Origin of the sequence: Methylobacterium jeotgali (assembly GCF_022179345.1) — a bacterium.
Lineage (GTDB): Bacteria > Pseudomonadota > Alphaproteobacteria > Rhizobiales > Beijerinckiaceae > Methylobacterium > Methylobacterium jeotgali.
Genome location: NZ_BPQR01000010.1, coordinates 82,061 through 107,965 on the forward strand (window position 1 = coordinate 82,061; position 25,905 = coordinate 107,965).

A 25,905-nucleotide genomic window follows, 5' to 3' on the forward strand; every position below is an offset into this window, starting at 1 on the left:
GGCGTACGGTGTTGGCCTACCTCGCGCACGACAACGCAGACCTTGCCCTGACCGCGCTCGACCGCTGGCGTTCGACGCTGCGGACGGAAGGCGCCAAGCTGGTCGCGCTCACGCGACGTCGCTCGGACCTGAACCCCGTCCTCGAAGCGCTCGACGCCTCCCTGGTCGAGGCGGCGAAGGCGGTCGAGCGGGAGGATGGCGCGCGGGCCCGCGAGATCGTCCTGGCGGCGACCGCGCCCTTGGAGGCATGGCGGCGCTCAGGCGGCTTGGCGTTGTTCTCCGACTGCATTGCGGACCTGTCCGGGCGCTACGACGCCCTGGACCGGTATCGTCTGGTCCGTCCGGAACTCGCGGAAGCCGCTGTCCGCGCCGGGATCGGGGTCGCCGCCACCGACGTGGCCGCGGCCGTGAGCCGTTGCGACGCGCAGGCCGGCGAGACTATCCGGTCCGACCCGGAATTCCGGCGCATGGCAGACGGGATGTCAGCCAGCCTTGCGAAGGTTCCGGTCGCGCTCGACGCCCGCGACCCGGAGCTCCTGCATCGCCTGTTGATCGAGTTGCGCGCCTTCGAGCGACTCCTCGCGTTCCGCTACGGGTGAAGTCCCGGGCCGGTCAGGTTGCCGGAGCCCCCCCCGAGCGCGGCGGACGCTCAGCCAACGCGCCCGAGGACGGGCACGGCGTCGGTCAGCCAGGCGCCTACGAGCGGCATCCAGCCGCCGAAGATGATGAGCCCCGTCACAACGAGGGCGAGCCCCATCGTCGCCTCGACGGCACGCACGTGGCGCCGGAACCGACCGGCCAGCCTCAGGAACGGCCCGGTGAAGAAGGCGGCGGCGATGAACGGCAGCCCGATCCCGGCTGCGTACGCGGCCAGCAGCCACGCGCCGCGCGCGACCTCGTCCTCGCCGCCGGCGAGCAGCAGGATCGAAGCCAGGACGGGCCCCACGCACGGCGTCCACCCGAACGCGAAGGCGAGCCCTACCAGGAAAGCTCCGATGATGCCTTCCGGACGGGCCTCGACTTGGAAGCGCACGTCGCGCAGGAGCGGCATCCAGCGGAAGACGCCGATCATGTGAAGTCCGAGCGCAACGATCACGATCCCGGCGACGCGGGACAGCACGCCGACATGGTCAGCCAGGAGCTGGCCCGCAGCGGACGCGCTCGCGCCAAGCATCACGAAGACCGCTGCGAAGCCGAGCACGAAGGCCAGGGCCCGCAACACGGCCCGACGCGCGAGCGTGCGGTTCGGCCGTTCAACCAATTCCTGCAACGAGGCGCCCGCCAGGAAACAGAGGTAAGGTGGCACCAGCGGCAGGATGCAGGGCGAGAGGAACGAGAGCAGCCCGGCGCCGAAGGCGGTAAGGATCCCGACGTCGGCAGTCACGATGCCCCCTCGAACATATTCGACTTTCCCTATATTATGCGCCTGGATGGGTCGCTTGGGAAGGCCGATGCGCGCAACGAGGCGGTCCATGCTGGCGTGGGCGGGCGGGCTCTGCCTGCTGACCCCGACGGCGGAGGCCGCCGAACTGCTGATGTTCGAGCGGCGTGGTTGCCCCTGGTGCAGGGAATGGGAGAAGGTGATCGGCCCGATCTACCCGAGGTCGGAGGCAGGCCGCCGGGCACCCTTGCGCCGGGTCGACCTCGACGCAGGCGTGCCGCCGGGACTCACGCTCAAGCGCCCGATCCGCTACACACCCACGTTCGTCCTCGTCGAGGATGGGCGCGAGCTGGACCGGATCGAGGGCTATCCGGGTGAGGATTTCTTCTGGGGGAGGGCCGAACGGCTGCTCGGTCGATTGCCTGCCTCGCCCCGAAGCGGTCCCGACGGCACGACACCTGCAGGCGAACGGCCAGGAGAGGAATGAACGATGCCGCTGCAGCAGGCGGAGACGGCGACGAACGACACGGCCTCCGGATCCATCGACTTGGATCTGCTACTGGCCAATGCCCGCGATGCGAGCGAATTGCTCAAAGCCCTCGCGCACGAGGCGAGGCTCGTCATCCTCTGCCTCCTGGTCGAGGGCGAGCGTTCCGTGTCGGAGCTTGAGCAATTGCTGAACCTGCGCCAGCCTGCCGTGTCGCAGCAACTCGCACGCCTGCGCGCCGACGACCTCGTGGAGGCGCGTCGGGATGGCAAAAACATCTATTATACGCTCGCGCGTCCCGAGGTCCGCGAGATCATCGCGGCCCTGCATCGCGCCTTCTGCGAAGGGCGAGCTGGCTGACGGAAAACCGGGACCGCGGTGCCTGTCCGTCGGCTTCCGGCACAGCCCGGGCCGGCAGGCGTCGGTGCCCGGGCGAGACCTATAGTTCGAGCTTGTCGCGCACGGCCTGGATGCCAGCCTTCGCGCAACCCTCGTCTTCCGGGCCCCCGGGTGCTCCTGACACGCCGACGGCCCCGACGGTGGTCCCGGCGCTCTCGATGAGCACGCCGCCGCCCAGCACCACGACGTTCGGCAAATGGCGGATCCCAGCTTGCGGCTGCCCCGGTTGACTTAAGGCGACGAGTTCCGAGGTGTTCGTGCGGAAGCTTGTCGCGGTCCAGGCCTTCGCGCTCGCCGTCGTCAGGGTGTGTGGTCCGGCAAAGCGGTCGCGCAGAATGACTTGCGGCGATCCGAACCGGTCCGTCACGGAAACGGCAACCTGGTATCCCGCGGCCCGGCATGCCTCCAACGACGCACGGGCCAGATCCAGCGCCACGTCCGGGGACAGGCTACGGTAGCTGACGAGTCCGTCCTGAGCCGTGGCGGCACACGACGACATCATGGCCACCATCAGGCAACCGCGCCGCAATGTCATTCTCATCGTCTGCTCCCGTCGAACGGGCGTCACGGGCGTCGAGGTCGGGGCGCCGCTTCAAGAAGCCGCTTACGAACGTTCCCGACGCCCCCGCACCGCCGTTATTCGCGATACGATTCAGGCCGTACCATAACACGCCGCGGCGGCCCCGACAGCGAAACGCTCAAGTGTGACGGTCCACGAGATAGTACAGACCGGCCCGTGCCCCGACGAGAATGGATGCCAGGGCGAGCATCGAGCCGGCCGAAAGTGTCGACAGTCCGCTGAGGCCCTGGCCGATGGTGCATCCCAGGGCCGTCACGCCTCCGGTGCCCATCAGGAAGGCCCCCAGGAGATGGCGCTTGACCTCCCGCGCGTCGTCGGGAGCCTCCCAATGGAATTCGCCTGTGCCGCGCGCGGCGAGGAACGCGCCGAGGAGCACGCCGAGGACGGAGCCCACGCCGAAATCGACCTTCGTCCCGCTGGCGAGCATGGCGTACAGCAGCGTGTCGCCGACGGGTCGGGCGAAGCTGAAGGAGCCGACCGCACGGGTTTCGAACTCATCGAAGCCGACGATCCCGTTCGTCCACCAGCCGGCGACTATGAGGCATCCGATCAGGATGGAGCCGAACAACAGCCGCCGGTTATTCCGGAACTCGCGTCCGGCGAGCGCCATGAAGCCCAAAGCCGCGGCGGCGGCGATGCCTAGCGTTTCGCTGCCCCCTCGACCGAGGCCGAGCAAGGTCCCCAAGCGTTGCGCTCCCGCCGCGCCGAGCTCCACACTCAACGGCTCGGCCAGCGCTACCCGTCCGAGCGCGGTCAATCCGCTGACGGCCATGTAGGCGGAGAGGCCCAGCACCAGCAGGACGAGAAGCGCCCGCAGGTCGCCGCCGCCGAGGCGTAGGAGGGCCCCGAAGCCACAGGTCCCCACGAGCGCCATCCCGAACCCGAACATCGCGCCCCCGATGACCAAGGCTCCCCATTCAAGACGGGCGCCAGCATAGATCGACCGCGCGAGGTCGAGGCCCGCATAGGCCTCCAGCAGGTGGGTGCCGAGGATCGCGATGCCGGCGGCGAGCATCCAGGCACGGGCGCGTCGCGTATCTCGCGCGTAGACCGCGTCCTCGACGGCACCCAGGGTGCAGAACCGGCCACGTCGGGCGACGAGGCCGAGCAGCACTCCGAGGACGAAGCCGAGCGCCGCCCGGAGCAGATGCGGGGGAAGGAGTTCCAACATCAACCGAGACTCGGGGCCGAGGATGCGACGGCATGGGTCGAGATGGCGACTGCCTCCGCAAGCACGGTCCGGTTTCCGGTCGGAGGATAGGTAATCCCGGGAGGCGCAAGAGACAGCCGAGTGGTCATGGCGGGGCGGTCGCGCCGGCGGGACGTCGCGAGAGCAGCCGCCGCAAGGTGCGCGTCTCGATGCCGAGGGCACGGGCGGTCGCGGGTACGTTGGCGTCCATGGCGCGTAGCACCGCCTCGGCATGGCGTCGGTCGACGTCCCGGATCGACGACGCGGGCGCACGCGCCAGCCTGCATGCGGCCGGGAGGTTTCGCAGGACGGCATCGATCTCGCCAGGCGCCGCCGGTCTCGCAAGGAATTCCTCCGCCCCCATCCTCAAGGCGGCAACCGCCCCGCGGAGGGATGCGTAGCGCGACAGGACCACGATGCGGGCGGTCGGTCGCGTGGCGACGAGAGGTGGGATGAGGGCGAGGCCGCTGCCGTCGGGCAAGCGATAGTCGATCACGGCGAAGCTCGGCTTCTCCGTCGTTATGACAAGCGTGGCTTCGGCCAGCGTGGAGGCGACCTGGACGCGGTATCCGCGCTCGGCCATCTCGACCGCCAGCCGCTCGCGCGCGACGGGATCCGCCTCTGCGAGCAGCAATGCGCCACATCCGAGGCCCAGTTCCGGCGCAGGATCTGCCGGCGCTTCGTTGTCCGGGGAGCGCATCCAACGGACGGACCGGACCCCGAACCTCGTGTCGGCCACCTGGCGCTGCCCGCTCAAACCGCCAGCTTGGGCCTTGCCATCCATTCGCGTCCCTTGAGCATGCCTTGCCAGTAGATCGGCGGGAGCATGCGTTCCTTAAGCAGCCACGCGGCCCGGCTTGGCTTCGTGCCGTCGATGAGCCAGGACGGAAAGCTTGGGAGGAGTTTGCCGCCGTAACCGAACTCGGCAAGCAGGATCTTGCCGCGCTCGACCGTGAGCGGGCATGAGCCGTACCCGTCGTAGACCGCATCCGGCTCCTTGATGAAGCCCATGTCGCGCAACAGGTTGTGCGCCAAGACGGGCGCCTGCTTTCGCGCCGCGGCGGCGGTCTTGGCGTTCGGCGCACTGCAGGCATCGCCCAGCGCGTAGACGTCGGCGAAGCGTTTGTGGCGCATGCTCGCCTGGTCCACCTCGACCCAGCCGCTCGAATCCGCAAGGGGCGACGTCCTGACGAAATCGGGGGCCTGTTGGGGCGGAACGACGTGGATCATGTCGAACTCGGTCTCCACCGTCGACTTGGTCCCGTCCTCGGCCGTGCGAGAGAACCAGGCGCGCTTGGCTTGGCCGTCGATGCGCGTGAGGTTGTGATTGAAGTGCAGCTTCGCGTCGTAGCGACGGACGTACTCCATCAGCGGCGGGACGTACTCCTTCACGCCGAACAGGCCAGGCGTAGCGGTGAAGAAATCGATCCCGATGTCCGGCAAGCGACCAGACCGCCGCCAATGGTCGGCGGAGAGATACATCGCCTTCTGCGGAGCGCCCGCGCACTTGATCGGCATGGGCGGCTGAGTGAACACGGCCCGTCCCCTGCCGAGGCCTTGCACCAGTTCCCAGGTATAGGGCGCGAGGTCGAAGCGGTAGTTCGAGGTGACCCCGTTCCGGCCGAGCGTTTCGTCCAGGCCGTCGATGCCGGCCCAGTTGAGCTTGAGCCCCGGGGCGACGACGAGGCGGTCGTAGCCGATGGCCCGGCCGCCCTCCAGCACCACGGCCTTCCTCTCGGGCTCGAAGGCGACCACGCCGGCCTTGATCCAGGTCACGCCGTCCGGGATCAGCGACGCCATGGTCCGGGCCGTTTCGTCCTGGTCGAACACGCCGGCGCCGACCAGCGTCCAACCGGGCTGGTAGTAGTGGACGTCGGCTGGGTCGATGACAGCGACCTGCAAGTCGGGCTTGCGCGCCTTCAGGCTTGAGGCCGCCGCGATGCCGGCCGCGCCGCCGCCGACGACAACGACCGTGAAGCGCCTCTCGACACCCTCCGTCGCGACGCCGCCGCGCGTTGCCATCCGGGCGGCCGAGCCGCTCATGTCGTAGCCCGCGGCCTTGGCGGCGGCCACGATCTCCGGCACGGCGCGACCGCGCCGCGCCTCGGCGAGCGACCACAGCGTGGCCGAGCGCGTGCCGGTGCGGCAGTAGGCAAGCGTCGGCTTCGGCAGGGCGCCCGTCGCCGTCTCGAAAGCCGCGACGTCCGCGTCGGTGATCCCGCCCGAGGTGACCGGCAGGTAGCGCGCGGCGATGCCCGCCTGCCCGGCCAATCTTTCGATCTCGCGGAATGCGGTTTGGTCGGCGGCCTCGGCATCGGGGCGGTTGCAGATGATCGACCGGAACCCGGCGGATGCAACCGCCGGGATGTCGTCTGGCCCGATTTGCGGCGCGACGGCCAAGTCGTTCGTGATGAGCTTGGCGTCCATTGCAGGCTCCTTCGTTATGTCAAATTACATATTGACTTTGGCTGATCTGAGCATAAGGGATATTGACAGGGGCGCAATCCCCAGAATAGCTGGCGCTGTGCCGGCGGAACGCTAGGAACATCAATATATGATTTCACATATTGATTTGGGCGACGATGCGGTCGGCAGACCGGCCTGTCCGCCGGTGATGGGCGATCCCGCCCCTGGCTTCCGGGCGCGCACGACGATGGGCGAGCGGACGCTTGAGGAGTACCGCGGGCGCTGGTTGGTCTTGTTCTCCCACCCGGCCGACTTCACGCCGGTCTGCACGAGCGAGTTCCTCGCCTTCTCGCGCGCCTATCCTCGGTTCCAGGCGCTGGATTGCGACCTGCTCGGCCTCTCGGTCGACAGCCTCTCGTCGCACCTCGCATGGGCCCACAACATCGAGGAGCGCTTCGGCGTCCGGGTGCCGTTCCCGATGCTGGAGGACCCCTCCATGGCCATCGCGCGCGCCTACGGCATGTTGCCGCCGGGCGCCGTGTCGAGCGCGACCGTAAGGACAACTTTCGTCATCGATCCGGACGGGATCATCCGGGCCGCCTCCACCTACCCGATGACGGTGGGGCGCAACGTCGAGGAGATCCTGCGCCTCGTCGCCGCGCTTCAGCTCACAGACGAGGAGGACGTCGTCACGCCGGAAGCTTGGCGGCCGGGCGATCCGATCCTCGTCGCGCCACCGCTGACGTTCCACGCGGCCGCCGGCCGCTCGGAGGGCGAGGTCGGCGACTGGTACTTCCGAACGGGGACCCTACGAGCATGACGGAAGCGGACGGCCCACGCCCCATCGTCCGGGGGTTCTACGAGCGGCGAACCGGCAGTATCCAGTACGTGGCCTCGTGCCCGCGGACGAGGCGCTGCGCCATCATCGATCCGGTGCTGGACTTCGACGAGAAGTCGGGTGCGACCGCGACGCGTTGCGCCGACGAGATCTTGGCGTACGTGCGGGCGGAGGGGCTCTCCGTCGAGTGGATCCTCGATACCCACCCGCACGCCGACCATTTCTCGGCCGCTCGGTACCTTAAGGAGCGAACCGGAGCACCGACCGCCATCGGCGAGCGGGTCGTCGAGGTCCAGAAACTTTGGAAGGCGATCTACGGCTTCGTGGACCTGCCGACCGACGGCTCGCAATGGGACCGCACCTTCGCGGAGGGCGATGCCTTCTCGGTCGGCGAGGTACCGGCTCGGGTTCTTTTCTCGCCGGGCCACACGCTGGCTTCCGTCACCTACGTGATCGGAGACGCCGCCTTCGTGCACGATACCCTATTCATGCCGGATTCGGGCACCGCACGCGCCGACTTCCCAGGCGGCAGCGCCGCCGCGCTCTGGCGCTCGATCCAGGCCATCCTCGCTCTGGCGGGCGAGACGCGCGTCTTCACCGGCCATGACTATCGGCCCGGCGGTCGCGAAGCGCGCTGGGAAAGCACCGTCGCCGAGCAGCGGGCGCGGAACACTCACATCGTCGCGGCCCGCACCGAGTCGGACTTCGTGCGCATCCGCGAAGAACGCGACGCCACCCTGCCGATGCCCAAGCTCATCCTGCACGCGTTGCAGGTCAACATCCGCGGTGGTGGGCTGCCCGAGCCCGAGGCGAATGGCAGGCGCTATCTCAAGTTTCCTCTCGACGCCTTGGAAGGGGCTGCGTGGGAATGAGCCCGGCGGCGTCGCTTCCCGAGGACATGGCCCGGGAGGTCTCTGACCTCCTGAAGGTGTTCGCCCACCCGGGTCGCTTGCGCCTCCTATGCCGATTGTTCGAAGGCGAGTGCTCCGTGGCCGAGATGGAACGCGAACTCGGCATACGCCAGCCGAGCCTCTCCCAGCACCTGGGCGAGTTGCGGGAGGCCGGGTTGGTCTTGACCCGCCGCGAGCACAAGACCGTATTCTATACGCTGACGGAGCCCCGTGCGGTCGATCTCGTCCAGTTCCTGCACGAGATGTTTTGTTCGGGAGAGCCGCGGCGGCGTCCTCGCCGCGGCAAGGCGAGCGAACATGCCCGGAGCGGCGGGGCGGCCATGTTCGCATGGACCGGCGGCGCGGCGCTCGACCAGGGGGCGAGGCGTCCGGGGCGGCCCACGCGATGAGCGCCTTGCTCGCTCTCCTGTCCGGCGGCTTCGTCGGCTTCAGCCTCGGCCTCATCGGCGGCGGAGGGTCGATCCTGGCGACCCCCCTCCTGCTCTACGTGGTCGGCGTCGGACAGCCGCACGTCGCAATCGGGACAGGCGCCCTCGCGGTGGCGGTGAGCGCCTTCGCGAACTTCACCGGCCACTGGAGGGCGGGCAACGTGCGGTGGGGCAACGCGCTCGTGTTCGCTGCCTTCGGCGTCGTCGGTGCCCTCGTTGGCTCGACGTTGGGCAAGGCGTTCGACGGCGAGCGCCTGCTTTTCCTGTTCGCCCTGGTCATGATCGCCGTCGGGCTGCTGATGCTAAGGTCCGGCACGCGCAATCGCTCCGGCAACGCCGCGGCCGGCGAGGCGGTCGCCCCGCCGGCCTTCACGCCGAAGTTGGCCGCGGTGGCGCTGGCCGTCGGCGTCATGTCGGGGTTCTTCGGCATCGGCGGGGGCTTCCTGATCGTGCCGGGTCTCGTGTTCGCCACCGGAATGCCGATGATCAACGCCATCGGCACCTCGCTCTTCGCAGTCGGTGCCTTCGGCGTCGCGACGGCGGCCAACTATGCCCTGTCAGGCATGATCGATTGGCCGGTCGCGGCCGAGTACATCGCTGGCGGTCTCGTCGGCGGCTGGATCGGCATGCGGCTCGCGTGCCGCCTTGCCGGGGAGAAGGGCACGCTCGACAAGATCTTCGCCTCTCTCATCTTCGCGGTCGCCGCTTATATGCTGTACCGGACAAGCAGCGCCTGGACCTGAATCGAGAGAACGTCTCGGATCGCACCATGTACCTCGCAAGTCTCGATGCCCTTGTGCTCGCTCGCGCGCAGTTCGGCTTCACGGTGGCCTTCCACATCGTGTTCCCGGCCTTCTCGATAGGTCTGGCGAGCTACCTCGCCGTACTCGAAGGCCTGTGGCTCGCCACGGGACGCGCAGTATACATCAACCTGTTCAAGTATTGGCTGAAGATCTTCGCCGTGGCCTTCGCCATGGGTGTCGTCTCCGGCATCGTGATGTCCTACCAGTTCGGCACCAACTGGTCGGTCTATTCCGACAAGACCGGGCCGGTGCTCGGGCCGATGATGGCCTACGAGGTGCTATCGGCCTTCTTCCTGGAGGCGGGCTTCCTCGGGGTGATGCTGTTCGGCATGAACAAGGTCGGGCGCGGCCTGCACTTCCTCGCGACCCTGATGGTGGCGGTCGGCACCTGCTTCTCGGCCTTCTGGATCCTGTCGGTGAACTCGTGGATGCAGACGCCCCAGGGCTACGGCGTCAACGCGCAGGGGCAGTTCGTGCCCGCCGATTGGTGGGCCATCGTCTTCAATCCGTCCTTCCCCTACCGCCTCGTCCACATGGTGCTGGCGGCCTACCTCACCACCGCGCTGGTGGTCGGCGCGGTCGGCGCCTGGCACCTCCTGCGGGAGCGCGCCAACCCGGGCGCGCGCGCCATGTTCTCCATGGCGATGTGGATGCTCGCCTGCGTCGCGCCGCTGCAGATCCTGGCCGGCGACGCGCACGGGCTTAACACCTTGGAGCACCAGCCCGCGAAAGTCATGGCGATGGAGGGCCATTTCCAAAGCCATCCGGATGGGGCGCCGCTGATCCTGTTCGGCCTGCCCGACGAGGAGGCCGCCACCGTCCGCTACGCACTTCAAGTCCCGAAGCTTTCATCGCTGATCCTCCAGCACAGCCTGGACGCGCCGCTGAAGGGCCTCGACACCATGAAGCGGGAGGACTGGCCGCCCGTGCCGGTCGTGTTCTGGTCGTTCCGCGTGATGGTCGCCCTCGGCTTCGCGATGCTGGGGCTCGGGCTGTGGAGCCTGTGGGCCCGCGTGAAGGGTCGCCTGTATGCGATGCCTTGGCTGCACCGCGCTGCCGTGGCGATGGGCCCGGCCGGGTTCGTGGCGGTGCTTGCCGGCTGGATCACCACCGAGGTCGGGCGCCAGCCCTACACCGTATACGGGCTCCTGCGCACGGCGGATTCGGTCTCGCCGCTGCAGGCACCAGCGGTGGCCGCTTCCCTGGTCGCCTTCGTGCTGGTCTACTTCGCGGTGTTCGGCATGGGCGTCCTCTACATCCTGCGGCTGATGGCGCACGCGCCCCAGGGGGCCGAGCCCGGCCTGCAGCCGGGCCTGCCGATCCGCACCGCCGGCGTCACCCCGGCGCCCGCGGTCGATCCCGACCGCCACCTCCAGCCCGCGGAGTGAGGCCATGCCCGTCGATCTCGGCCTCTCCCTCGACCTCTCGGTGGTCTGGGCCTTCGTCATCGCCTTCGCGGTCTTCGCCTACGTGGTGATGGACGGCTTCGACCTCGGCGTCGGTCTGCTCTTTCCGGGGCTGCGCCCGGGGGAGGAGCGCGACACCGCCATGAACTCGATCGCCCCCGTCTGGGACGGCAACGAGACCTGGCTGATCCTCGGCGGCGGCGGCCTGTTCGCGGCCTTCCCGCTCGCCTACGCGATCATCCTGCCCGCGCTCTACGCGCCGATCATCGCCATGCTGCTCGGGCTGATCTTCCGCGGCGTCGCCTTCGAGTTCCGCTGGCGCGATCCCCGACACCGCGCCGCATGGGACGTGGCCTTCACGGGCGGCTCGCTGGTGGCGGCCCTCGCGCAGGGCATCACGTTGGGCGCGCTCCTGCAGGGCATCGCGGTGGCGGGCCGGGGGTACGGCGGCGGCTGGTGGGACTGGCTGACCCCGTTCAGCCTGCTCACCGGGGTGAGCCTCGTCGTCGGCTACGCGCTGCTCGGAGCCACCTGGCTCGTGATGCGCACGGAGGGCACGACGCGCATCCACGCGCGGCGCATGGCCTTCCGCCTCGGCGTCGCGACCGTCACCTGCATCGGCCTCGTCAGCGCCGCGACCCCGTTCCTGGACGCCACCTATGCCGGGCGCTGGTTCGCGTGGCCGAGCGTGCTCCTGACAGCGCAGGTGCCGCTCCTCGTGGTGGTCGGCGCGGCCCTGTTCTTCCGGGCGCTGGCGCGCGACGCCGACCGGGCGCCCTTCCTGCTGGCGCTCGGCCTGTTCGCCCTCTCCTACATCGGGCTCGGCATCAGCATCTTCCCCGACATCGTGCCGGGCCGGGTCACGATCTGGGAGGCGGCTTCGCCCCCCTTCTCGCAGATCTTCATGCTGGTGGGCGCGAGCGTGCTGATCCCTGTGATCCTCGCCTACACGGCCTATGCCTACTGGGTGTTCCGGGGGAAGGTCGGCACGGAGGGATACCATTGAGCCGCCCCTCTCTCTCCTGGGCCGCCCGCGTCGGCTGGTTCGCGGCTCTCTGGCTCGGCGGCGTCGCGACGGTCGGTCTCGTCGCCTATGGACTGCGTCTGTGGCTGAAGAAATGACTGCCGGCAGGGCCTCCAGCCTCCGGAGGCCGACGCCAACCGAGATAAATTCAATTTCTTGCATATGTTGTTGGCTGCCGGACCGACATGTGCAAACGATGCGCGTGCTCTCTCCGGTGCGGGACGTCTAGTCGGAGGATCGGATGGCAGGGGCCGAGCAGGTTCAGGATCGGTCGTTCCCCCTAAGCGCGGGCATCCTGTTCGGGCTCGGCCTGGGCGGCTTCTTCGATGGGATCGTGCTGCATCAAGTGCTTCAGTGGCATCATATGCTGAGCAGCTGGTACCCCATCAACTCTATCCCCAACCTCGAACTGAATACCTTGTGGGACGGCATCTTCCATAGCACGACGTACGTTTTCGTGGTCATCGGGCTATTTATCCTCTGGCGGACTGCGCATCGCCGTCACCTCTACTGGTCCAACAAACTTCTTGCCGGCACTCTCCTGATCGGGTGGGGTTTCTTCAATGTCGTCGAAGGCGTGATCGACCATCAGTTCCTCGGCGTGCACCACGTCAACGAACTCATGCCCCGGGAACAGTGGATTTATTGGGATGTTGGCTTCCTGGCATGGGGGCTCGCCATGCTCGTCGCCGGCTGGTTATTGGTAAGGTCCGGACGTGCGGAGCAAGCGACGGCGCGAACGGTGCGGGCATAGTCCGGTGGACGTCAGGCGACGCGAACTCCGGCTCGGCATCCGGCAGGGCCTGCCATGGCTCGTCCTGTTTTCAGCCCTGGTTCTTGCCACGATCCCGACGTGGCGGCCTCTGATGTTCAGGGTTTCGCCGACCCTCGACGACCTACTCGACATCCGCTGCCGCCAATGGTGATGTCCCCCCCACCGGGTACGCCGCGTGCCATCGATCCGCACGCGAAGGGCGCGACGCGACCGTTCCGAAGCCGCTCGACGGGCCGCAAGTCTTTTCGTCGAGGGCTGCGATTGGCTGGTGGCAGCCGGCAAGCGGGACTGCGTGCGGCGGCGAACTGGTCAAGCACAGCCGGCCGCTTCACTCATCCTGAGGGCGAGGCTTCGCCTGCCGGGAGCGGACCGGTCCCGAGGAAGGGGGCCTGACGTTGGAAGGTGAATGAGGGGCATCCGCGTTGCCCGGCGCACCCTGCCCAGCAGGCTCGGACACGATGCCCACGCCAGCCGTGCGCCCGGTCACGATCACCCCGACGAAATCCTCCCCCGCGATGAAGCGGGCACCTGCGCAGCGTAGGGCAGCCACCAACCGCCCAGCGAGTGCGACGCGGAGCACGATGAAGCCGTTCTCGTAGTCGTTGATCGACTTTTTCGAGACGCGCGCCAGCACGTGCAACTCCTGCTGGGTAAGGCCGACCAGCAGGCGGGCGGCTTGGCACAGGTAACCCGGAACCACCCGATCCAACGGAAAATCCCGCACCGACGCGAAGTCGAGGCCTGGGGGGATGTCGGGAGACGCTTGAAAGATTTTTATAGCACAGGTATAATTAAGCCCTTCATCGAGTACCGCCGCCTGCCCGACCTCCCTCGACCCCGCGTCGAGCGAGACGGCCTTCCTCTGCCTTTGGGGTTCCACCATGATCATCGCGCTGTTCGGTGGCGATGGCCGTGCCGTTGGCACGTACGCCGCCGTCCTCATTGCCCGTGCCGCAGCCTCAGTCGGCACCGCCACGACGCTGCTACGCGTCGTCGGCATGCACGAATCCCGGTTGCTCCGTCCCGACAGCGTGCCGGACCCGTTGCGCGTTGTCGAGGTATGCAACGATGATCCGTCGTTCGCCACGGTCCTTCGTGAGGAAACGGCTGCCGTTCCCGGAAACCGCCTCGTGGTGCTCGACCTGCCGCCGGGGTGGGTCGCGGCCTGTCCGGTGGAACTCGGGGACTGTCCCAAGGTCGTGGCGGTAGGGCCTTCCGCTCTGGAATGCGCCGTCGCGGCGTCCGCGCTTCGCCGGATCGGCGACAGCCCTGGCCCGTGGGTGCTGGGTTGCGGGGCCACTTCTGGCAGAGCGTTCGAACAGACCGTGCGTGAGATGGCGTCCGCGGTCGGGCTCGACGACGCCCTTGTTCGCGTAATCGCTCACGGCCTGCCTGCCTCACGACCGGATGACGCGGCGTCGACCCACTGGGTGCCGCTCCCTCACCTGTTCCGTTGCGCCGCGCTCCAAGTCCTGAGTGCCATACTGCCGGGCGCGTTCGCGCCTCCCAAGCATCCTGCCGACTTGCTCGCATGCTTCCTCACCGGCATGGGCGAGGCAGACCGCCGCGGTCCGCAGGAACGGCTCCGGGATCTCGCCGACGCCTTGGACGCCGCGGAGGGGGACGGTTACCCGTCCGCCCAGGAACTCGCCGCAGCGCCTCTCCTGGATGACTGGGAGTTCGGGGTGCGGCCGGTGGCGGCGCTCGTGGGTCGCGTCACGCAGCATCCTGACTTCCCCGCCGGCCGACGGGTTCGCACCTCGGAGGTGTACGTCTCCGACCGTCGCACCTGGGCCAGGACCTATTCGCGACTCTACCGGCTGGGGCGTCCCGCAGGTTCGCGTCCGAGCTTGCAGTAGGGCGCAGGTCCTTTCGTCGACACGAGCTGTCGCACCTTTCCAGACACGTGGATGCCATTCCCACCCTTGGAGACCCAAGAGGAAGGGTGCCCTCGCCTGCCTGCGCCGTCATGAGAGGAAGGCACGAGATGCCGGTGCACATCGAGGGCGGACGCCGTTGGGCGCTGCCGGCGGCCGATGGCGCGTCATCCCTCCGCCGGCTGTGGCGGACGGTCGGGCCCGGCGCCCTCACGCCCGACTTGGCCAAGCCCTTGATGGCCGCCGTAACGGACGCCCTCGCCGCCAACGGACCGGGGAGCGCCATCCTGACCTGGGACGACGGCCCGGCGGTGATCGGCGAGGCCCGAGCGACGCTCGAACGTTGGGGGCCGACGCATCCGGGCATCGACGTGGCCGCCACGGCGGCCCTCGCGCTGGCCCTTCGTGGCGACGAGATCGCTGCCACGTTTCTCGCCGACGCCCTCGACCGGCTCGCCGTCGGAGCGGGCGGGCCGCACCATGCCCGCTTCGCCCGCGCGTGGCGCGCCCGGTCCGGAAACACTGCGAACGCCGCGTCCGCAGGCGGGTGACAGGACGCCGGCCCCACGGTCGATCTCAGCCAATAGCCAGATGGAGGCTCCATGCGCTTGTGGATCTTCTCCGACCTGCACCTCGATATCGGAGGTCCCTGGATGCACGCGCCGGTTCCCGCCGCCGACCTTGCGGTGGTCGCCGGCGACGTCGGCGAGGGATTGACCCGTTCAGTGGCGTGGCTCGCCGCCACCGTCCGCCCGCACATGCCGGTCGCCTTCGTAGCGGGAAACCATGAATACTATCGCCAGTGTTTGCCGGACGAGTTGCAGGCGGGGCGTGCCGCCGCAGCCGAAGCCGGCATCCATCTGCTGGAGAACGACACCGTCCGCTTCGGCGATCTCGCGATCTCTGGGTGCACCCTTTGGACCGACTACGAGCTCGATGGCCCGGCGACACGGACCGCCGCCATGCGGGATGCACGCGTGGGGATGAACGACCACCGCCTCATCGCCTGGATGCGCAAGCCCGAGTGGCAGCGGTTCCGGCCGGAGGAGGCGCTCGCGATGCACGTCGCGTCCCGCCGCTTTCTTGAAAGTGCGCTGCGGCCGGACGCGGACAGTACGCTGCGGGCGCACGTCGTGGTCACCCACCACGCTCCCGCGGCAGCCAGCATCGCCCCCCGGTTCGTCGGGAAGCCCCTCAATGCTGCCTTCGCGTCCCGGTTGGATGACCTGATCGAGAACGGCCGGCCGTCACTTTGGGTGCACGGTCACACCCACTCGTCGTTCGATTATCGCCTCGGCCAGACCCGCGTCCTCTGCAATCCACGTGGGTATCCAGGCGAGAATCCGTACTTCCAGCCAGGCCTCGTCGTCGAGGTCTGAGATCGCCCGCGACGACCCGCGGGCCCTTCCCGTCGCACCCTGCCAGCACACCGCGAGTTGAGGACCGATGCCGAGGCTTCGCTTGGACACCTTGCGCGCTCAGATCCGAGCCTACGTCGGGCAGGCGCCCCGGGAGGATCAGTCTCCGGGCGCCTTCCCACCCCCAGCCGGGGCCGATGCCGCCATGGCGGCATCGCCCGGGTCGGGCTCGCCGGCCGTCCGCCCTCCTCGCGCGCCGGCGCCGTCGTGGAAAACCGGCGAGGTGTCGCCATGACGCGGCACGTCCGGCCGCCGCGCCGGATGCCGGGCGAGGTCGTCCCGGAGCCTCTTCCGCTACCGTTCCGGCCCAAGGCACGCATCACCCCGAAACCGGAGGTGCTGCCGCCCTGTCCCGGGCCGGCATCGAGCCCGGGGCGGCGGGAGGGTGCCCGGTTCTGGATCATCTCGGACCTGATCGTAGACCGGCATCCGGGCTTTCGGCTCCCGGACCCACTTCCGGAGTTCGATGTGCTCTTGGTTGCCGGCGGCGTGGCCATAGGGCTGGAGCCTGCGCTGCGATGGCTGGCGCAGGCCCTGGACGGTCGGCAGGGGGACAGGCCCGTCATGATGGTCGCGGGTAGCGCCGAACTGTGGTCCGAGACGCCGATGGTGGAGGCCGTCGCCCGCGGTCGTGAAATCGCCCGGGAACTCGGCATCCACCTCCTCGCCGACGAGACCGTCCGCGTCGGACCACCCGCCGGGGGCGGGACCATCGTCGTCGGGGCGACCTTGTGGACCGACTGGTGCCTCGAAGGCCGGTTCGAGGGCCGCCTCGCCAGGGTGGCCGCGCGGCATTCCTGGGCGGATTGCAAGCGCGTTCTGCTGCGGCGGGGGCGCCCGTGGACGCCAATCGACGCCCTCGGGGCGCACGCACGATCCCGAGGCTACATCGAGGACGCTCTGACCAGCATCGTTTGCCAGTCCCTCGGTGTCGCGAGGGGCCCCGGCACGCTCGTTCCCGACGTTCGCCCGGGAGACCGTGCGGTTGTCCTCACTCATTTTGCGCCGTCGCGCCGCTCCCTGCCGGAAGACTGGCCGGGATGGCTTGGGGACGCTTGGTTGGCGGCATCGCATGCCTCGGACCTGGAGGATGTCATGCACGCCTGGGGGGCGCCGGCGCTCTGGGTGCACGGTCGGGCCGTCGCATCGGCGGACTACAGGATCGGCCGGACGCGGGTGGTGGCCAATCCCTTACGACGCTGGAAGACGGCCGCCACCTTCAACCCGGCTTTGGTGATCGAGGCCTGAAGCGGATGTGCGGTCGGCGATCTCATCCGCGGCTCTCACGGACGCCGCGTATGTGAGGCCCCGGCCTGCGGAACGGTACGGGGCCCAGTTGCCCTCAAGGCGGGGCCGATAGCTACCGCGTCTCGGGGTGCTTGCTCCATAAATATATCGCTGGTATAATTGTGGTCCTCGAACGGTTCCGCCAAATCACACCGCAATCCCTTCAATGATGAGGAACCGCGCGGTCGAGCCATCGTGGTCGACCGGCTGCTGGGGCGGTCGTGTCGCGAGATCTCGGGTGGGTGACGGCTTCCACGAAACTTTCGAGTTCTGTCGTGGCGAACGTGGCGGGTGCGCTGCCGGCTCGGGTCAGCGGAACGGTCGGAGGGGAGATGAGTTCGAAGACCGCCTGTATCCATTCGGGTCCGGACGTGATGCACGCGGGCCGGGCATCACGACGGACGCCGTCGATCCGCGTCGACGCTGGACCGATGGCGGCTTGGCGGACGCGCGCCCCTGGTAGTCTCGGCGGCTCGGAGGCGATGGCGCTTGCACGGCTATTGGCGTCGACGTCGATCCTGGGCGAGCCGCGGTGGCCAGCCGCGAGGAACGGGGATGCCGCCGCCGCCGCCGCGCTGGCGATCCGCCAAGTTCGGGCATGCGGTGCGGACTCGGTCGCGTCAGACCTGGTCATGGGCAACCTCCTGCTGCTGGCCGAGCGGGGCGACCCGACGGCGCCGACAGTCATCGCTTACGCCTTGCGCGCGCTGGCACGGCGCGGCGCGGGCGACCGCCGCCTGTTGCGGCTCGCGGCGCGCTGGGCACGACCGAGGAGGCGCCCCCCCCGCGCCGTCGCTGAGCCATAGACCCCACGCCAACGCCTTGCCGAGTGAAGCCGGAGGAAGCCATGCCCGAACCGAACGTGGCGGGGTGCGCCATGGCGCGCGCCTTTATCGAGACTATGCGGAAGGAAGCCGCGAGCCCGGACCCGTCGTGGTGTCTGGACGAGGCGGAGATCGACGCCCTCGCGCACGGGCGGCAGGAAGGCTCCGCCGTGCCCAGGCTAGCCGCCGACATCGTAGCCGCGGCGGTCATGCTGGCGCACGCTCTCGCTCCGTCCGAACCGTTGCTTGCCGACGACCGCTTCCCGGTGCTGCTGGTGCGCGTGCCGGCGGCGGATTGGGTCGAGCCGATGCGGTGCGTCGTGGGCCCCTGCCTCTTCGGTTTGGGATGGAGGGTCCGCGACGGTGAGGCCGGTCGCGGATCATGGGGTGAGCGAGGCCGCCGCGAGGTCGTCGTTTTCGCACGGGACGGGTCGTCGCGCGAGCATCGGCCAGAACGCGGCAACGAAGTGGTCGGCGCGGCCGTGGTCGCGGGCATCCCGCTCCTGGGCGTGGCCGACGATCCCGCCAAGACGCTGCCGCGCGACCTCCTTCAGGCCGTCGACCGGGAGATCCTCGTCGGACCGCTCGACGCCGGAGCGCTTCGCCTCGTAATCGAGGTGGTGACCGGCGAGGTTCCGCCTCTCTCGACGCTCCCGGACCGCATCGGGGCGTGGGCAGCCGCCGAGCTCCGCATCGGTATCCGTCCGGGCCGCGGAGCGTCGGAAGCCCTTGAGCGCCTCGGGCGCCCACGCCTGCGAGAGAGGCAGCGAGCGGCGAATGTGCCACGCCTTGAGGAACTGCTTGGCTTCGGAGCCGCCCGCGACTGGGGCCTCAACCTCGTGGCGGACCTAAAGTCATGGCACGAAGGGCGGATCCCGTTCGAGGCCTGCGAGTCTGCCGCCCTTGTTAGCGGCGCGCCCGGCACGGGCAAAACGCGGTTCGCCATGGCCCTGGCCCGGAGCGCGAACCTGCCGTTGCATCCCGGCTCGCTCGCGCAGTGGCAGAGCGCCCGCGACGGCCATCTCGGCCACACGCTGGGTGCCATGCGACAGTTCTTCGAGGAGGCGCGGCGGTCGCCTTGCGTAGTCCTTCTCGACGAGCTCGATTCGTTCGGAGATAGGAATACATTCTCAGAAAATCATCGGGATTACTCCAGCCAAGTCGTCAATGCGCTCCTGGAGCATCTCGATGGCGCCGTCGGGCGCGAGGGCGTTGTGGTCGTGGCTACGACGAACCATCCTGCAAGGATTGATCCTGCGATCCTACGTTCGGGGCGCCTGGAGCGGCACTTCCGGATCGATTTACCAAACCTCGACGCGCTGGCCGGCATGCTCGGCCAGTATCTCGGGCCGGGAGCCGGAAGCCTCGAACTGGCCCCGGTCGTCCCTCTGTTGCGCGGCATGACGGGCGCGGACGTCGAGGCGCTCGTACGCCGGGCAAGGGGCAGCGCACGAAGGGCCGCCCGGCCCCTCACGGTTGACGATCTGGTGGCGGCCGCGTCGAACGGTGCGCCGGCGCTGGGGGATGGGCTCCGGATGCGCTGCGCCGTCCACGAGGCCGGCCATGCGGTCGCGCTCCTGGCCGCAGGCGCGAGCGGACCGGTGACGCTAACCGTCGCGCCGACGGGCGGCCTGACCGAGCACGTCCTTGCCGACGCCTACGGTACCTTGACCGAGGGCGATCTCGAACGGTCCCTGGTGATGACGCTGTCTGGGCGTGCGGCCGAAGAGGTTCTTCTTGGCGAGGTCTCGGCAGGCGCGGTCTCCGACCTCGCCGAGGCGACCCGCTGCGCGGTCGCCATGGAGGCATCTTGGGGATTCTCGGCGGAGTTCCCTCTGCTGTCCCTCGCCTCCGTCCACGACGCCGACCTCATTCGGATGCCGTGGTTGATGCGCCCGGTACTGGAGCGCCTCGGCCGTGCCTATGACCGCGCATGCGATCTGATGCGGACCGAGCGCCTCGCACTCGAACGGATTGCGGAGGCCCTTTTCCGGACAGGCTACCTCGACGATGCGACCACGCGGAGGCTGTTCGCGGGAACGACCGCCTCGCCCCGACGCCGGGTCAATCCGGGCCGCGGTGCCCGACGCACGCACGCCAACTGAGCATGACAATTGGGAAGGAGAGGCCATGACGTCCTTCGCTCGCCAACCGTCCGCCCGCCGGGAGCCGTCGGCATCGCGGTCGCCTGCCCGCCATCCGCTTGCGGAACGCACCCTGTTCGATGCCACTGCCCCGAAGGAGGTCCCTAGACCGGCAGGGGGATGGCGTCCGGTGCGCCGCCGCGTCGACGAGGAGGCCTGTAACGACACGCTGATGATGCTCGACATCGAGACCGTACCAGACCCGGTCCTGATGCCGGCCGACTGGGCCGCCGACCGGTTCCCGAAGGCGCCCTGGCATCAGGTCGTCGCCATTTCGGTGGTGGAGGTTTCGGTCGAGCGTGACCCGGCCACGGGCTTCGAGACATACGCGCTGCGATCGTGCCGGAGCGGCGGCGAGCCGGGGTGGGACGAGGCACGGTTGCTGCGAGCGTTCTGGCGCCTCTTCGAGAGCGAGCGCTACCGGCTCGTCACATGGAACGGCAGGGCGTTCGACATGCCGGTGGTCCTCGCCCGTTCGCTCATGCACGGTCTCGCGGCTCCGTCATGGTTCTTGCGCGGGACGCGCTGGGCCAATTACGGCCAGCGGCATGCCCAGGAGTGGCACCTCGACCTCATGGACACGATCTCATCCTTCGGGGCATCCCCGCGGCTCACCCTGGAGGAGGCTTCGGCGGCGGTCGGGGCACCGGGCAAAATGGGAGAGCACGGCTCCTGCGTCGGCGACTTGGTCGCGCGGGGGGAACTCGGCCGGGTGCGAGCCTACTGCGAGACTGACGTCGCCAACCTCTACGTCGTCTTCCTGCGTTGGGCGCACCTGACGGGAAGGACCAATGCCGCGGGGCACGACGCCGCGGTCGATGGGCTCCTGCGGTACCTGGAAGCGGAGGGGACGGCGCGCCCGCACTTGGCGGCGTTCGCACGCGAATGGGTGCGGAATGGCAGGCGCGTGCCGATGTGCGTGGGGCGCACGACGGGGGCTAGCGACGCCGAGGCCGGTGAGGGAGCCGATCCGGGAGACCGGGGGGGCCTCTCCGGCGCCTGATTGCACGCCTGATAGTGACGTCGTTGCTGGAGCGTCTGCGGGGGCGCTTTGGCATGCTTCGCCAAGGCGGTTCGGGCGGCGTCGGTAGAGGAAGCCGTCGGTCGGCTGGACGCGGAACGGAAGCGGCTCACCTCCAAGCCGCGCGAAAGACGATCTGCGCGTTGCAGCGACGACCCAGGCTTCGCGACCGAGAACGCGACCTTGTGGGACGAGGTCGCGCGGCCTCGCCGACGCCCGGACCGCGTTCGCTCGGAGGGGGGCTGGGACCGCGTGATGCGGGAAAGGTCGAACGGCGCTGGTATGATGATGGGCTCGCCCGGGAGCATGGCCTTGACGGTTAAAGTATCCCACAGATCGACAGATCCCGGCCGGCCGGGTTTGGCGCCCACGCGAAGAGCGGTCGTACCACGCGGCGGAATCTCTCCGTTTCGTCCCGATGCCACGGCCGCACGGAGGCCATTACAGCGGCGCGCGGCCCCACAGCTCACTGAGATCAAGCTCGGCGACGGCGACGTGCGCAGCCGCGGCTGGCTGGTGCATCACGACGGCGCCGTCAGGGCGTTGCTGCTGCCGGCGGGCGACAATCGCCTCGGACTGTTCGCCCTTGATGCACGGCTGCGGCCGCGCGGGTCATACAACCCGGATTTCTCCTCCTTGCCGGAGGCGGCCAAATGGATGGGACGCCGATTGAGGAAGGCTTGAGCGCCCCCATCGGCAGCCGAGGGAGGCGCGGATGCCGGCGGTCGGTCGGGGTACGGGACGTGCATCGATGCTCTACGCCTTTCGGAGAAACCTACGAGGGGCGGAGGGCGCTTGCGGTGCCGCCGGTATTCCCGGGATCGATCAAGCGCCGGCGCCGATGTCCGATGCCGGACCCGATGAAGGCCCAGGCCGGGTCGTAGACCGGGAAGAGGCGGCACAGGGCGCGACCTTCGTGAGGGATGCTTGCGTAGACGCAGTGGTTGTCCCGACCTTCGTCGACTTAGCCGATGCAGCTGGGCGTCTGGCAGATTTCGTCGCGCCGAACCCGCGCTCGGTGCACGCGCTGCCTGACGGGCGTGGGCCTTTCGACGCCTGGGGGGGCGACGGGAACTTGCTTCGTGTTCACCGCGATGCCGGCAGCTTCCGATGCGGTCGGCGTTACGACGCCGGTGATCTCCTGGCCGACGGCGTCGACGACCATCAGGCTTGTGTTCTTCTCGCCGGGCACGAGACGCACCTCGTGCGTGGCGAGTGCGCCAGTCAAGGTTTGTTGATTTTTGGTGGCCATGCGGTTTTAGCCCTTGAACTCCGGCTGGAGGGCTTCGCCGAGGCAGGCACCCTCGGTGGCCAGGATTTGCAACATCACCGAGCCCTGCACGCCGGGAAAGATGCCGAAGTGGATCGCGTCAGAGTGGGGTTGATCGTTCCAGAGCGCGATGGCACCGGGCGCCGCGCAACGACTGGCCAGTCGTGGTCGTCACGATCTGCAAGCGGGAACGGCTGGGGAATATCAGCGAGCCGCGATGAGAACGCTGATATGGGCGATGTCCACCATCAGCTTGGCGCCAACGTAACCGGCGATGGCACGGAAGCCTTGAAATTTTGGGTCCAGGCGTAAGCCGAGCCGCCCGCAGGACGAGCTTGGAACGATACCCGCGCGTTAACGACCGCTCATAGTCCAGCTCGACCTTCTCGTCTTCCGGTCGACGCAGTAACGCACGCTAACGTAGTCTCGTCCGGTCGATCTAGCCGAGAGGTTGCGATTGGTATGGCCGCTTGCCGTTGCCTGCATGGACAGTTGAAGCCGCAATGCAGTCGCTCGCCGCATAATTCACAGAATTCACACCCCTGACGGCGATCTGAGCCGGCCGATGAACCCTGTGCGCTGGCCAGAGCGTCGTTCCCAAGGCATAATATACCAGCGATATAAAAAGTTTCGTTTGTCCTTCCGCTGCGGTACCGCCCGCCGCGACGCGCGAGTCCCCCTGAGCGGCGGGCCAGTCCTCGTTCCCGTCCCCCTGTTTGGCCGCAAGGGCCCCGCCGGGGCCCGCGCGGTGACGATGGCCAACTCCCGCTTCACGACACCCCCTTACTTACGGCAGGAGCGATACGATGAAGCATGCTTGCCTACGCAACGTCGGACAGGATGTGGACCTGCGCAGGGCGCCGACTAAGACGGCACGCAGACGCCCGCAACCATCTAGGCAGCGGCTGGGCAGGTTGGAGGCGATAGGCGGCCGGATCGCGGGCCTCCTCAATGCCGACGAAGAGTGCGAGGAGGAAGCCTCCGACATCGCCGGCCCCGAACTGCTCGACGCCGCTTTCGATGAACTTGGCGACCTCGCAATCGTCAGGGGCCACCTGTCGGATAGGGTGAGACTGCACGTCTCGACCAAGCATCGTCACGACCTGGAAGACCTTTGGTGAGCCTTGACGCCGCGGCCGGGCTCGCTCGACCGGCCGCGGGAGACCGGGCGGACGGCGCCGACGCCCTGTCGGTCCCACCGAATGCGTTCACGCTCACCCCGCGCCCCGTCCCCGTCGGGCAGTCGCGCGTAGGCGTGGTCCCAAGCCTCTCGAAGTAGCCTTCGTGCTCGACGCGAACCTCCATCTTCTAACGGAGCATGCCCTCCGATGATGGCTCGCACGCGAGGCGACCGCCTTTCGGCTTTGCCGCTCGCAGCCGTGTCATGATCTACACCGCCGACGTTCCACCTCGCTGCCGCTGGATCTCGTGAGCTTGGGGAGCACCCAGGTCGCTGCTTAGCCCAACCTCATACTCGGGCTGCCGCGCCTGGCAATGGTCCGCGAACGACGACCGGAGGGGCCGTGCGGGCCGGTCTCGGGCCGAACCTCCCGCGCGGCCGCCGAATGCCGCTTCGGGCATGCTTGGTCGCGGCCGAGTCCAACCTTCGGTTGGTACCCAAAGACAGGTCGCATTCTCGTGGCGCCTAGCTGCCGCATCCCGCACGACCAGCGCAGGATGGGTCATCGTCCCGCGGTGGATCTTCGGATGGCCTTCCCGGTGCACACCGCGCTTCTTCTCCGGCGCAGTGGAAGGGGTGGCGGGCCACATCGGAGTCGCTAGGCCCATGCGGCTCGCAGCACGGAGGGCGGGGTGCCCAGGGTCAAGCCGTGCGGTCCCAGCCCGGATTTTCACGAACCCATCGCAATGTCTCGGCGATGTTGTCGTTCTTGGCCCGCTCCCGCTCACTTAAGTGATGATAAAGTCGATCATAGCGGTCGAAGTAGTTCCTGGCGGCCTCGAACGCCTCGGCCGGCACTTCGCCATACCTGCGCCTGAGGTAGCCACGAAGATTGCGCCGGCGCTCCCCCCTGTCATCGCCAAAGAGCGCCGAAAGGTTCTGGGCCTCTATGTCGGAGGGGAGGCAAGGAAACTGTCCCATCCGCAAGCCGCCCGCATATCCGGCTTTGACATGCTTGATGCCCTTGAGCACGGCCACGGCGTAACCGTCGACGCCTTCGGCGTCGGGCCAGCATGCAATAATCCCATCGTGCTGGGCGAAGAGGGTGGCGGCGGCCTGGTGCCGCTCGTCTTCATTGAGAATGGAGTATGCGGGCTCCATCTGTAGGCAGATCTCAACCTGCGCCCTTCTCGATGGCAGATCTTGCGTGACAATGTGCATGTCCGACACTCCGTGCGATCATCGCAAGCTGCACTGAACCTCTCACTTTCGACCGAAAGCATTCGGTAAAATGCTTGATATCCGTGACGTCCGCTTCCGTGGGTGAATTCGACGGCCGGCACGCGATCGAAACGAGAGCGCTTTGTTCGTCATGCGCCGGGCACGTCGGTACAGGTAACTTCGAGGCGTACCCAGGCAACGCAAGGCACCGGCTATGTGACCGGCGACATCGAGGGGGTGGCGAAGGCAGTAGACCATACAGGTTTGGCGACCAGTCAGGTCAAGCCGCCGGCCTGTCGAGACAGTCAAAGCATCTCTTGGGCGAGCTCGCACGCTTCCCGGCCACCATTCGAGCGGCGTGAGATCAGGGCGAGTGGGACGGTCGCAATCATGCGCTTCGGTCGCGTCGCCTTGTCCCGGATGGCGACACCAGCCGATTGCTAAAACCTTCAAGAAACGGTTGGCGCACGAACAAGCACTTGGGCCGCCTCCCATGTCGCACCTTGGGGAACAGCTCCCACTCGGCTGGTCACGCTCGTTCCGATGAATGGCATCGAACGTTCGTTTCCGTGACCAGTTTCGTTTGTGAAAAGGCGCATGAGACGTCGCGGCGCGCTGTGGAGTATGGCTGCGGAAGGGGGAGATACCTACCTTCGTCTGCAGCCCTGTCACATTCCGCCGGTCTACTTTCAGCCGCCTTCCCAACGTGGCAGCGGTGAGTGCGACGACCATATGTGGATACATCGAAGGGGGTAATATGGCATGGTATCCCACCCTTCGACTCCATAGTTCGAGGAATATCAAAGACTTCCATATGTGGGTTCCATAGTAAAACCCCGGAATTCTCCACAGTTGGAGCCGGCCACGCCTCTGCGAGGATCGGGAAAGCGCCCGCCGGCCTCCATCGCGGACCTTGCTATGGGGTTCCCGGGTCGGCTCCACTGTGGATTTCTGTATGGGCCCATACCGGAGCCCACAGCAGGGCCGAGCGCCGGCTTCGGAGCCGTCCACAATGGACTCCACAGTGGAATCCATTGTGGACGGCCCGGCCGACAGCGGCGGGAAGGGGCCGATCTCCCGAGACGATCGGAAGGGG

26 protein-coding genes are annotated in these 25,905 nt (G+C 68.1%); 19 read left to right on the forward strand and 7 right to left on the reverse strand.

What is annotated here, in order from left to right; all coding sequences use genetic code 11:
* Positions 1-8 precede the first annotated feature (8 nt).
* Positions 9-599, forward strand: coding sequence for a hypothetical protein (locus MFF04_RS03150; protein WP_238274009.1), 591 nt, complete (start codon positions 9-11; stop codon positions 597-599).
* Between the two features lie 50 nt (positions 600-649).
* Here the strand turns inward: MFF04_RS03150 and MFF04_RS03155 are convergent, their stop codons facing one another.
* Complete coding sequence (locus MFF04_RS03155) at positions 650-1,384, reverse strand: cytochrome c biogenesis CcdA family protein (protein WP_238274010.1); 735 nt, start codon at positions 1,382-1,384, stop codon at positions 650-652.
* Between the two features lie 88 nt (positions 1,385-1,472).
* Between MFF04_RS03155 and MFF04_RS03160 the strand changes: the two genes are divergently transcribed.
* Both MFF04_RS03160 and MFF04_RS03165 read left to right on the forward strand, forming a co-directional pair.
* Positions 1,473-1,868 (forward strand): thioredoxin domain-containing protein, encoded by a 396-nt coding sequence (locus MFF04_RS03160; RefSeq protein WP_238274011.1) that lies wholly within the window; start codon positions 1,473-1,475, stop codon positions 1,866-1,868.
* Positions 1,869-1,871: 3 nt separating this feature from the next.
* The gene (locus MFF04_RS03165; protein ID WP_238274012.1) at positions 1,872-2,228 is read left to right on the forward strand and encodes an ArsR/SmtB family transcription factor; all 357 of its coding nucleotides are present in this window, start codon (positions 1,872-1,874) and stop codon (positions 2,226-2,228) included.
* Between the two features lie 79 nt (positions 2,229-2,307).
* Here MFF04_RS03165 and MFF04_RS03170 read toward each other — a convergent pair whose 3' ends face one another.
* The 4 genes from MFF04_RS03170 to MFF04_RS03185 form a co-directional block, all read right to left on the reverse strand.
* A complete protein-coding gene (locus MFF04_RS03170; protein ID WP_373319944.1) occupies positions 2,308-2,808 on the reverse strand; it encodes a GlcG/HbpS family heme-binding protein in 501 nt (166 codons plus the stop codon).
* Between the two features lie 157 nt (positions 2,809-2,965).
* Positions 2,966-4,018, reverse strand: a complete 1,053-nt coding sequence (locus tag MFF04_RS03175; RefSeq protein WP_238274013.1) for a YeeE/YedE family protein — start codon at positions 4,016-4,018, stop codon at positions 2,966-2,968.
* Between the two features lie 124 nt (positions 4,019-4,142).
* The gene (locus tag MFF04_RS03180) at positions 4,143-4,670 is read right to left on the reverse strand and encodes a response regulator transcription factor (RefSeq protein ID WP_238274014.1); all 528 of its coding nucleotides are present in this window, start codon (positions 4,668-4,670) and stop codon (positions 4,143-4,145) included.
* Positions 4,671-4,789: 119 nt separating this feature from the next.
* Complete coding sequence (locus tag MFF04_RS03185) at positions 4,790-6,463, reverse strand: bifunctional protein tyrosine phosphatase family protein/NAD(P)/FAD-dependent oxidoreductase (protein WP_238274015.1); 1,674 nt, start codon at positions 6,461-6,463, stop codon at positions 4,790-4,792.
* Positions 6,464-6,590: 127 nt separating this feature from the next.
* Between MFF04_RS03185 and MFF04_RS03190 the strand changes: the two genes are divergently transcribed.
* From MFF04_RS03190 to MFF04_RS03225, 8 genes are all read left to right on the forward strand, one after another.
* Positions 6,591-7,262: a peroxiredoxin gene (locus MFF04_RS03190; protein ID WP_238274016.1), complete on the forward strand. Its 672-nt coding sequence runs from the start codon at positions 6,591-6,593 to the stop codon at positions 7,260-7,262.
* Positions 7,259-8,152: an MBL fold metallo-hydrolase gene (locus MFF04_RS03195; RefSeq protein ID WP_238274017.1), complete on the forward strand. Its 894-nt coding sequence runs from the start codon at positions 7,259-7,261 to the stop codon at positions 8,150-8,152. The genes MFF04_RS03190 and MFF04_RS03195 overlap by 4 nt, the downstream gene beginning before the upstream one ends.
* Positions 8,149-8,580, forward strand: coding sequence for an ArsR/SmtB family transcription factor (locus MFF04_RS03200; protein WP_238274018.1), 432 nt, complete (start codon positions 8,149-8,151; stop codon positions 8,578-8,580). The genes MFF04_RS03195 and MFF04_RS03200 overlap by 4 nt, the downstream gene beginning before the upstream one ends.
* Entirely contained in the window at positions 8,577-9,362 is a 786-nt protein-coding gene (locus tag MFF04_RS03205) for a sulfite exporter TauE/SafE family protein (RefSeq protein ID WP_238274019.1), read from the forward strand. Before MFF04_RS03200 ends, MFF04_RS03205 begins: the two co-directional genes overlap by 4 nt.
* A 26-nt stretch (positions 9,363-9,388) precedes the next feature.
* Positions 9,389-10,810: a cytochrome ubiquinol oxidase subunit I gene (locus MFF04_RS03210; protein WP_238274020.1), complete on the forward strand. Its 1,422-nt coding sequence runs from the start codon at positions 9,389-9,391 to the stop codon at positions 10,808-10,810.
* A 4-nt stretch (positions 10,811-10,814) separates the two neighbouring features.
* A complete protein-coding gene (gene cydB / locus MFF04_RS03215) occupies positions 10,815-11,834 on the forward strand; it encodes a cytochrome d ubiquinol oxidase subunit II (RefSeq protein WP_238274021.1) in 1,020 nt (339 codons plus the stop codon).
* Positions 11,831-11,950, forward strand: a complete 120-nt coding sequence (locus MFF04_RS03220) for a DUF2474 domain-containing protein (RefSeq protein ID WP_238274022.1) — start codon at positions 11,831-11,833, stop codon at positions 11,948-11,950. Before cydB ends, MFF04_RS03220 begins: the two co-directional genes overlap by 4 nt.
* 143 nt (positions 11,951-12,093) lie before the next feature.
* On the forward strand, positions 12,094-12,606 hold the full coding sequence (locus tag MFF04_RS03225) for a DUF2243 domain-containing protein (protein ID WP_238274023.1): 513 nt from the start codon (positions 12,094-12,096) through the stop codon (positions 12,604-12,606).
* A 349-nt stretch (positions 12,607-12,955) separates the two neighbouring features.
* Here the strand turns inward: MFF04_RS03225 and MFF04_RS03230 are convergent, their stop codons facing one another.
* Positions 12,956-13,516: a helix-turn-helix domain-containing protein gene (locus MFF04_RS03230; protein WP_238274024.1), complete on the reverse strand. Its 561-nt coding sequence runs from the start codon at positions 13,514-13,516 to the stop codon at positions 12,956-12,958.
* On the opposite strand from MFF04_RS03230, the gene MFF04_RS03235 reads away from it, so the two are divergent.
* The 8 genes from MFF04_RS03235 (at position 13,509) to MFF04_RS03270 (ending at position 23,589) form a co-directional block, all read left to right on the forward strand.
* Positions 13,509-14,486, forward strand: a complete 978-nt coding sequence (locus MFF04_RS03235; protein WP_238274025.1) for a DUF6634 family protein — start codon at positions 13,509-13,511, stop codon at positions 14,484-14,486. The genes MFF04_RS03230 and MFF04_RS03235 overlap by 8 nt on opposite strands.
* A gap of 128 nt (positions 14,487-14,614) precedes the next feature.
* Positions 14,615-15,055, forward strand: coding sequence for a hypothetical protein (locus MFF04_RS03240; RefSeq protein WP_238274026.1), 441 nt, complete (start codon positions 14,615-14,617; stop codon positions 15,053-15,055).
* Between the two features lie 51 nt (positions 15,056-15,106).
* Positions 15,107-15,883 (forward strand): metallophosphoesterase, encoded by a 777-nt coding sequence (locus tag MFF04_RS03245; RefSeq protein WP_238274027.1) that lies wholly within the window; start codon positions 15,107-15,109, stop codon positions 15,881-15,883.
* 270 nt (positions 15,884-16,153) lie between these two features.
* A complete protein-coding gene (locus MFF04_RS03250; RefSeq protein ID WP_238274028.1) occupies positions 16,154-17,170 on the forward strand; it encodes a metallophosphoesterase family protein in 1,017 nt (338 codons plus the stop codon).
* Between the two features lie 886 nt (positions 17,171-18,056).
* On the forward strand, positions 18,057-20,138 hold the full coding sequence (locus tag MFF04_RS03255) for an AAA family ATPase (protein ID WP_238274029.1): 2,082 nt from the start codon (positions 18,057-18,059) through the stop codon (positions 20,136-20,138).
* A gap of 169 nt (positions 20,139-20,307) precedes the next feature.
* Positions 20,308-21,180, forward strand: a complete 873-nt coding sequence (locus MFF04_RS03260) for a 3'-5' exonuclease (RefSeq protein WP_238274030.1) — start codon at positions 20,308-20,310, stop codon at positions 21,178-21,180.
* A 769-nt stretch (positions 21,181-21,949) separates the two neighbouring features.
* The gene (locus tag MFF04_RS03265; RefSeq protein WP_238274031.1) at positions 21,950-22,780 is read left to right on the forward strand and encodes a hypothetical protein; all 831 of its coding nucleotides are present in this window, start codon (positions 21,950-21,952) and stop codon (positions 22,778-22,780) included.
* Between the two features lie 494 nt (positions 22,781-23,274).
* A complete protein-coding gene (locus MFF04_RS03270; protein WP_238274032.1) occupies positions 23,275-23,589 on the forward strand; it encodes a hypothetical protein in 315 nt (104 codons plus the stop codon).
* A gap of 701 nt (positions 23,590-24,290) precedes the next feature.
* Here the strand turns inward: MFF04_RS03270 and MFF04_RS03275 are convergent.
* Positions 24,291-24,809, reverse strand: a complete 519-nt coding sequence (locus tag MFF04_RS03275) for a hypothetical protein (protein WP_238274033.1) — start codon at positions 24,807-24,809, stop codon at positions 24,291-24,293.
* Between the last annotated feature and the right edge of the window lie 1,096 nt (positions 24,810-25,905).

Excerpts from the sequence above, each read along its gene's own strand:
- MFF04_RS03160 (WP_238274011.1), top strand. The coding sequence starts at position 1,473 with ATGCTGGCGTGGGCGGGCGGGCTCTGCCTGCTGACCCCGACGGCGGAG.
- MFF04_RS03165 (WP_238274012.1), top strand. The coding sequence starts at position 1,872 with ATGCCGCTGCAGCAGGCGGAGACGGCGACGAACGACACGGCCTCCGGA.
- MFF04_RS03170 (WP_373319944.1), bottom strand. The coding sequence starts at position 2,808 with ATGAGAATGACATTGCGGCGCGGTTGCCTGATGGTGGCCATGATGTCG.
- MFF04_RS03175 (WP_238274013.1), bottom strand. The coding sequence starts at position 4,018 with ATGTTGGAACTCCTTCCCCCGCATCTGCTCCGGGCGGCGCTCGGCTTC.
- MFF04_RS03185 (WP_238274015.1), bottom strand. The coding sequence starts at position 6,463 with ATGGACGCCAAGCTCATCACGAACGACTTGGCCGTCGCGCCGCAAATC.
- MFF04_RS03190 (WP_238274016.1), top strand. The coding sequence starts at position 6,591 with ATGATTTCACATATTGATTTGGGCGACGATGCGGTCGGCAGACCGGCC.
- MFF04_RS03195 (WP_238274017.1), top strand. The coding sequence starts at position 7,259 with ATGACGGAAGCGGACGGCCCACGCCCCATCGTCCGGGGGTTCTACGAG.
- MFF04_RS03200 (WP_238274018.1), top strand. The coding sequence starts at position 8,149 with ATGAGCCCGGCGGCGTCGCTTCCCGAGGACATGGCCCGGGAGGTCTCT.
- MFF04_RS03205 (WP_238274019.1), top strand. The coding sequence starts at position 8,577 with ATGAGCGCCTTGCTCGCTCTCCTGTCCGGCGGCTTCGTCGGCTTCAGC.
- MFF04_RS03210 (WP_238274020.1), top strand. The coding sequence starts at position 9,389 with ATGTACCTCGCAAGTCTCGATGCCCTTGTGCTCGCTCGCGCGCAGTTC.
- cydB (WP_238274021.1), top strand. The coding sequence starts at position 10,815 with ATGCCCGTCGATCTCGGCCTCTCCCTCGACCTCTCGGTGGTCTGGGCC.
- MFF04_RS03225 (WP_238274023.1), top strand. The coding sequence starts at position 12,094 with ATGGCAGGGGCCGAGCAGGTTCAGGATCGGTCGTTCCCCCTAAGCGCG.
- MFF04_RS03235 (WP_238274025.1), top strand. The coding sequence starts at position 13,509 with ATGATCATCGCGCTGTTCGGTGGCGATGGCCGTGCCGTTGGCACGTAC.
- MFF04_RS03230 (WP_238274024.1), bottom strand. The coding sequence starts at position 13,516 with ATGATCATGGTGGAACCCCAAAGGCAGAGGAAGGCCGTCTCGCTCGAC.
- MFF04_RS03240 (WP_238274026.1), top strand. The coding sequence starts at position 14,615 with ATGCCGGTGCACATCGAGGGCGGACGCCGTTGGGCGCTGCCGGCGGCC.
- MFF04_RS03245 (WP_238274027.1), top strand. The coding sequence starts at position 15,107 with ATGCGCTTGTGGATCTTCTCCGACCTGCACCTCGATATCGGAGGTCCC.
- MFF04_RS03250 (WP_238274028.1), top strand. The coding sequence starts at position 16,154 with ATGACGCGGCACGTCCGGCCGCCGCGCCGGATGCCGGGCGAGGTCGTC.
- MFF04_RS03255 (WP_238274029.1), top strand. The coding sequence starts at position 18,057 with ATGCCCGAACCGAACGTGGCGGGGTGCGCCATGGCGCGCGCCTTTATC.
- MFF04_RS03265 (WP_238274031.1), top strand. The coding sequence starts at position 21,950 with ATGCTCTACGCCTTTCGGAGAAACCTACGAGGGGCGGAGGGCGCTTGC.
- MFF04_RS03270 (WP_238274032.1), top strand. The coding sequence starts at position 23,275 with ATGAAGCATGCTTGCCTACGCAACGTCGGACAGGATGTGGACCTGCGC.
- MFF04_RS03275 (WP_238274033.1), bottom strand. The coding sequence starts at position 24,809 with ATGCACATTGTCACGCAAGATCTGCCATCGAGAAGGGCGCAGGTTGAG.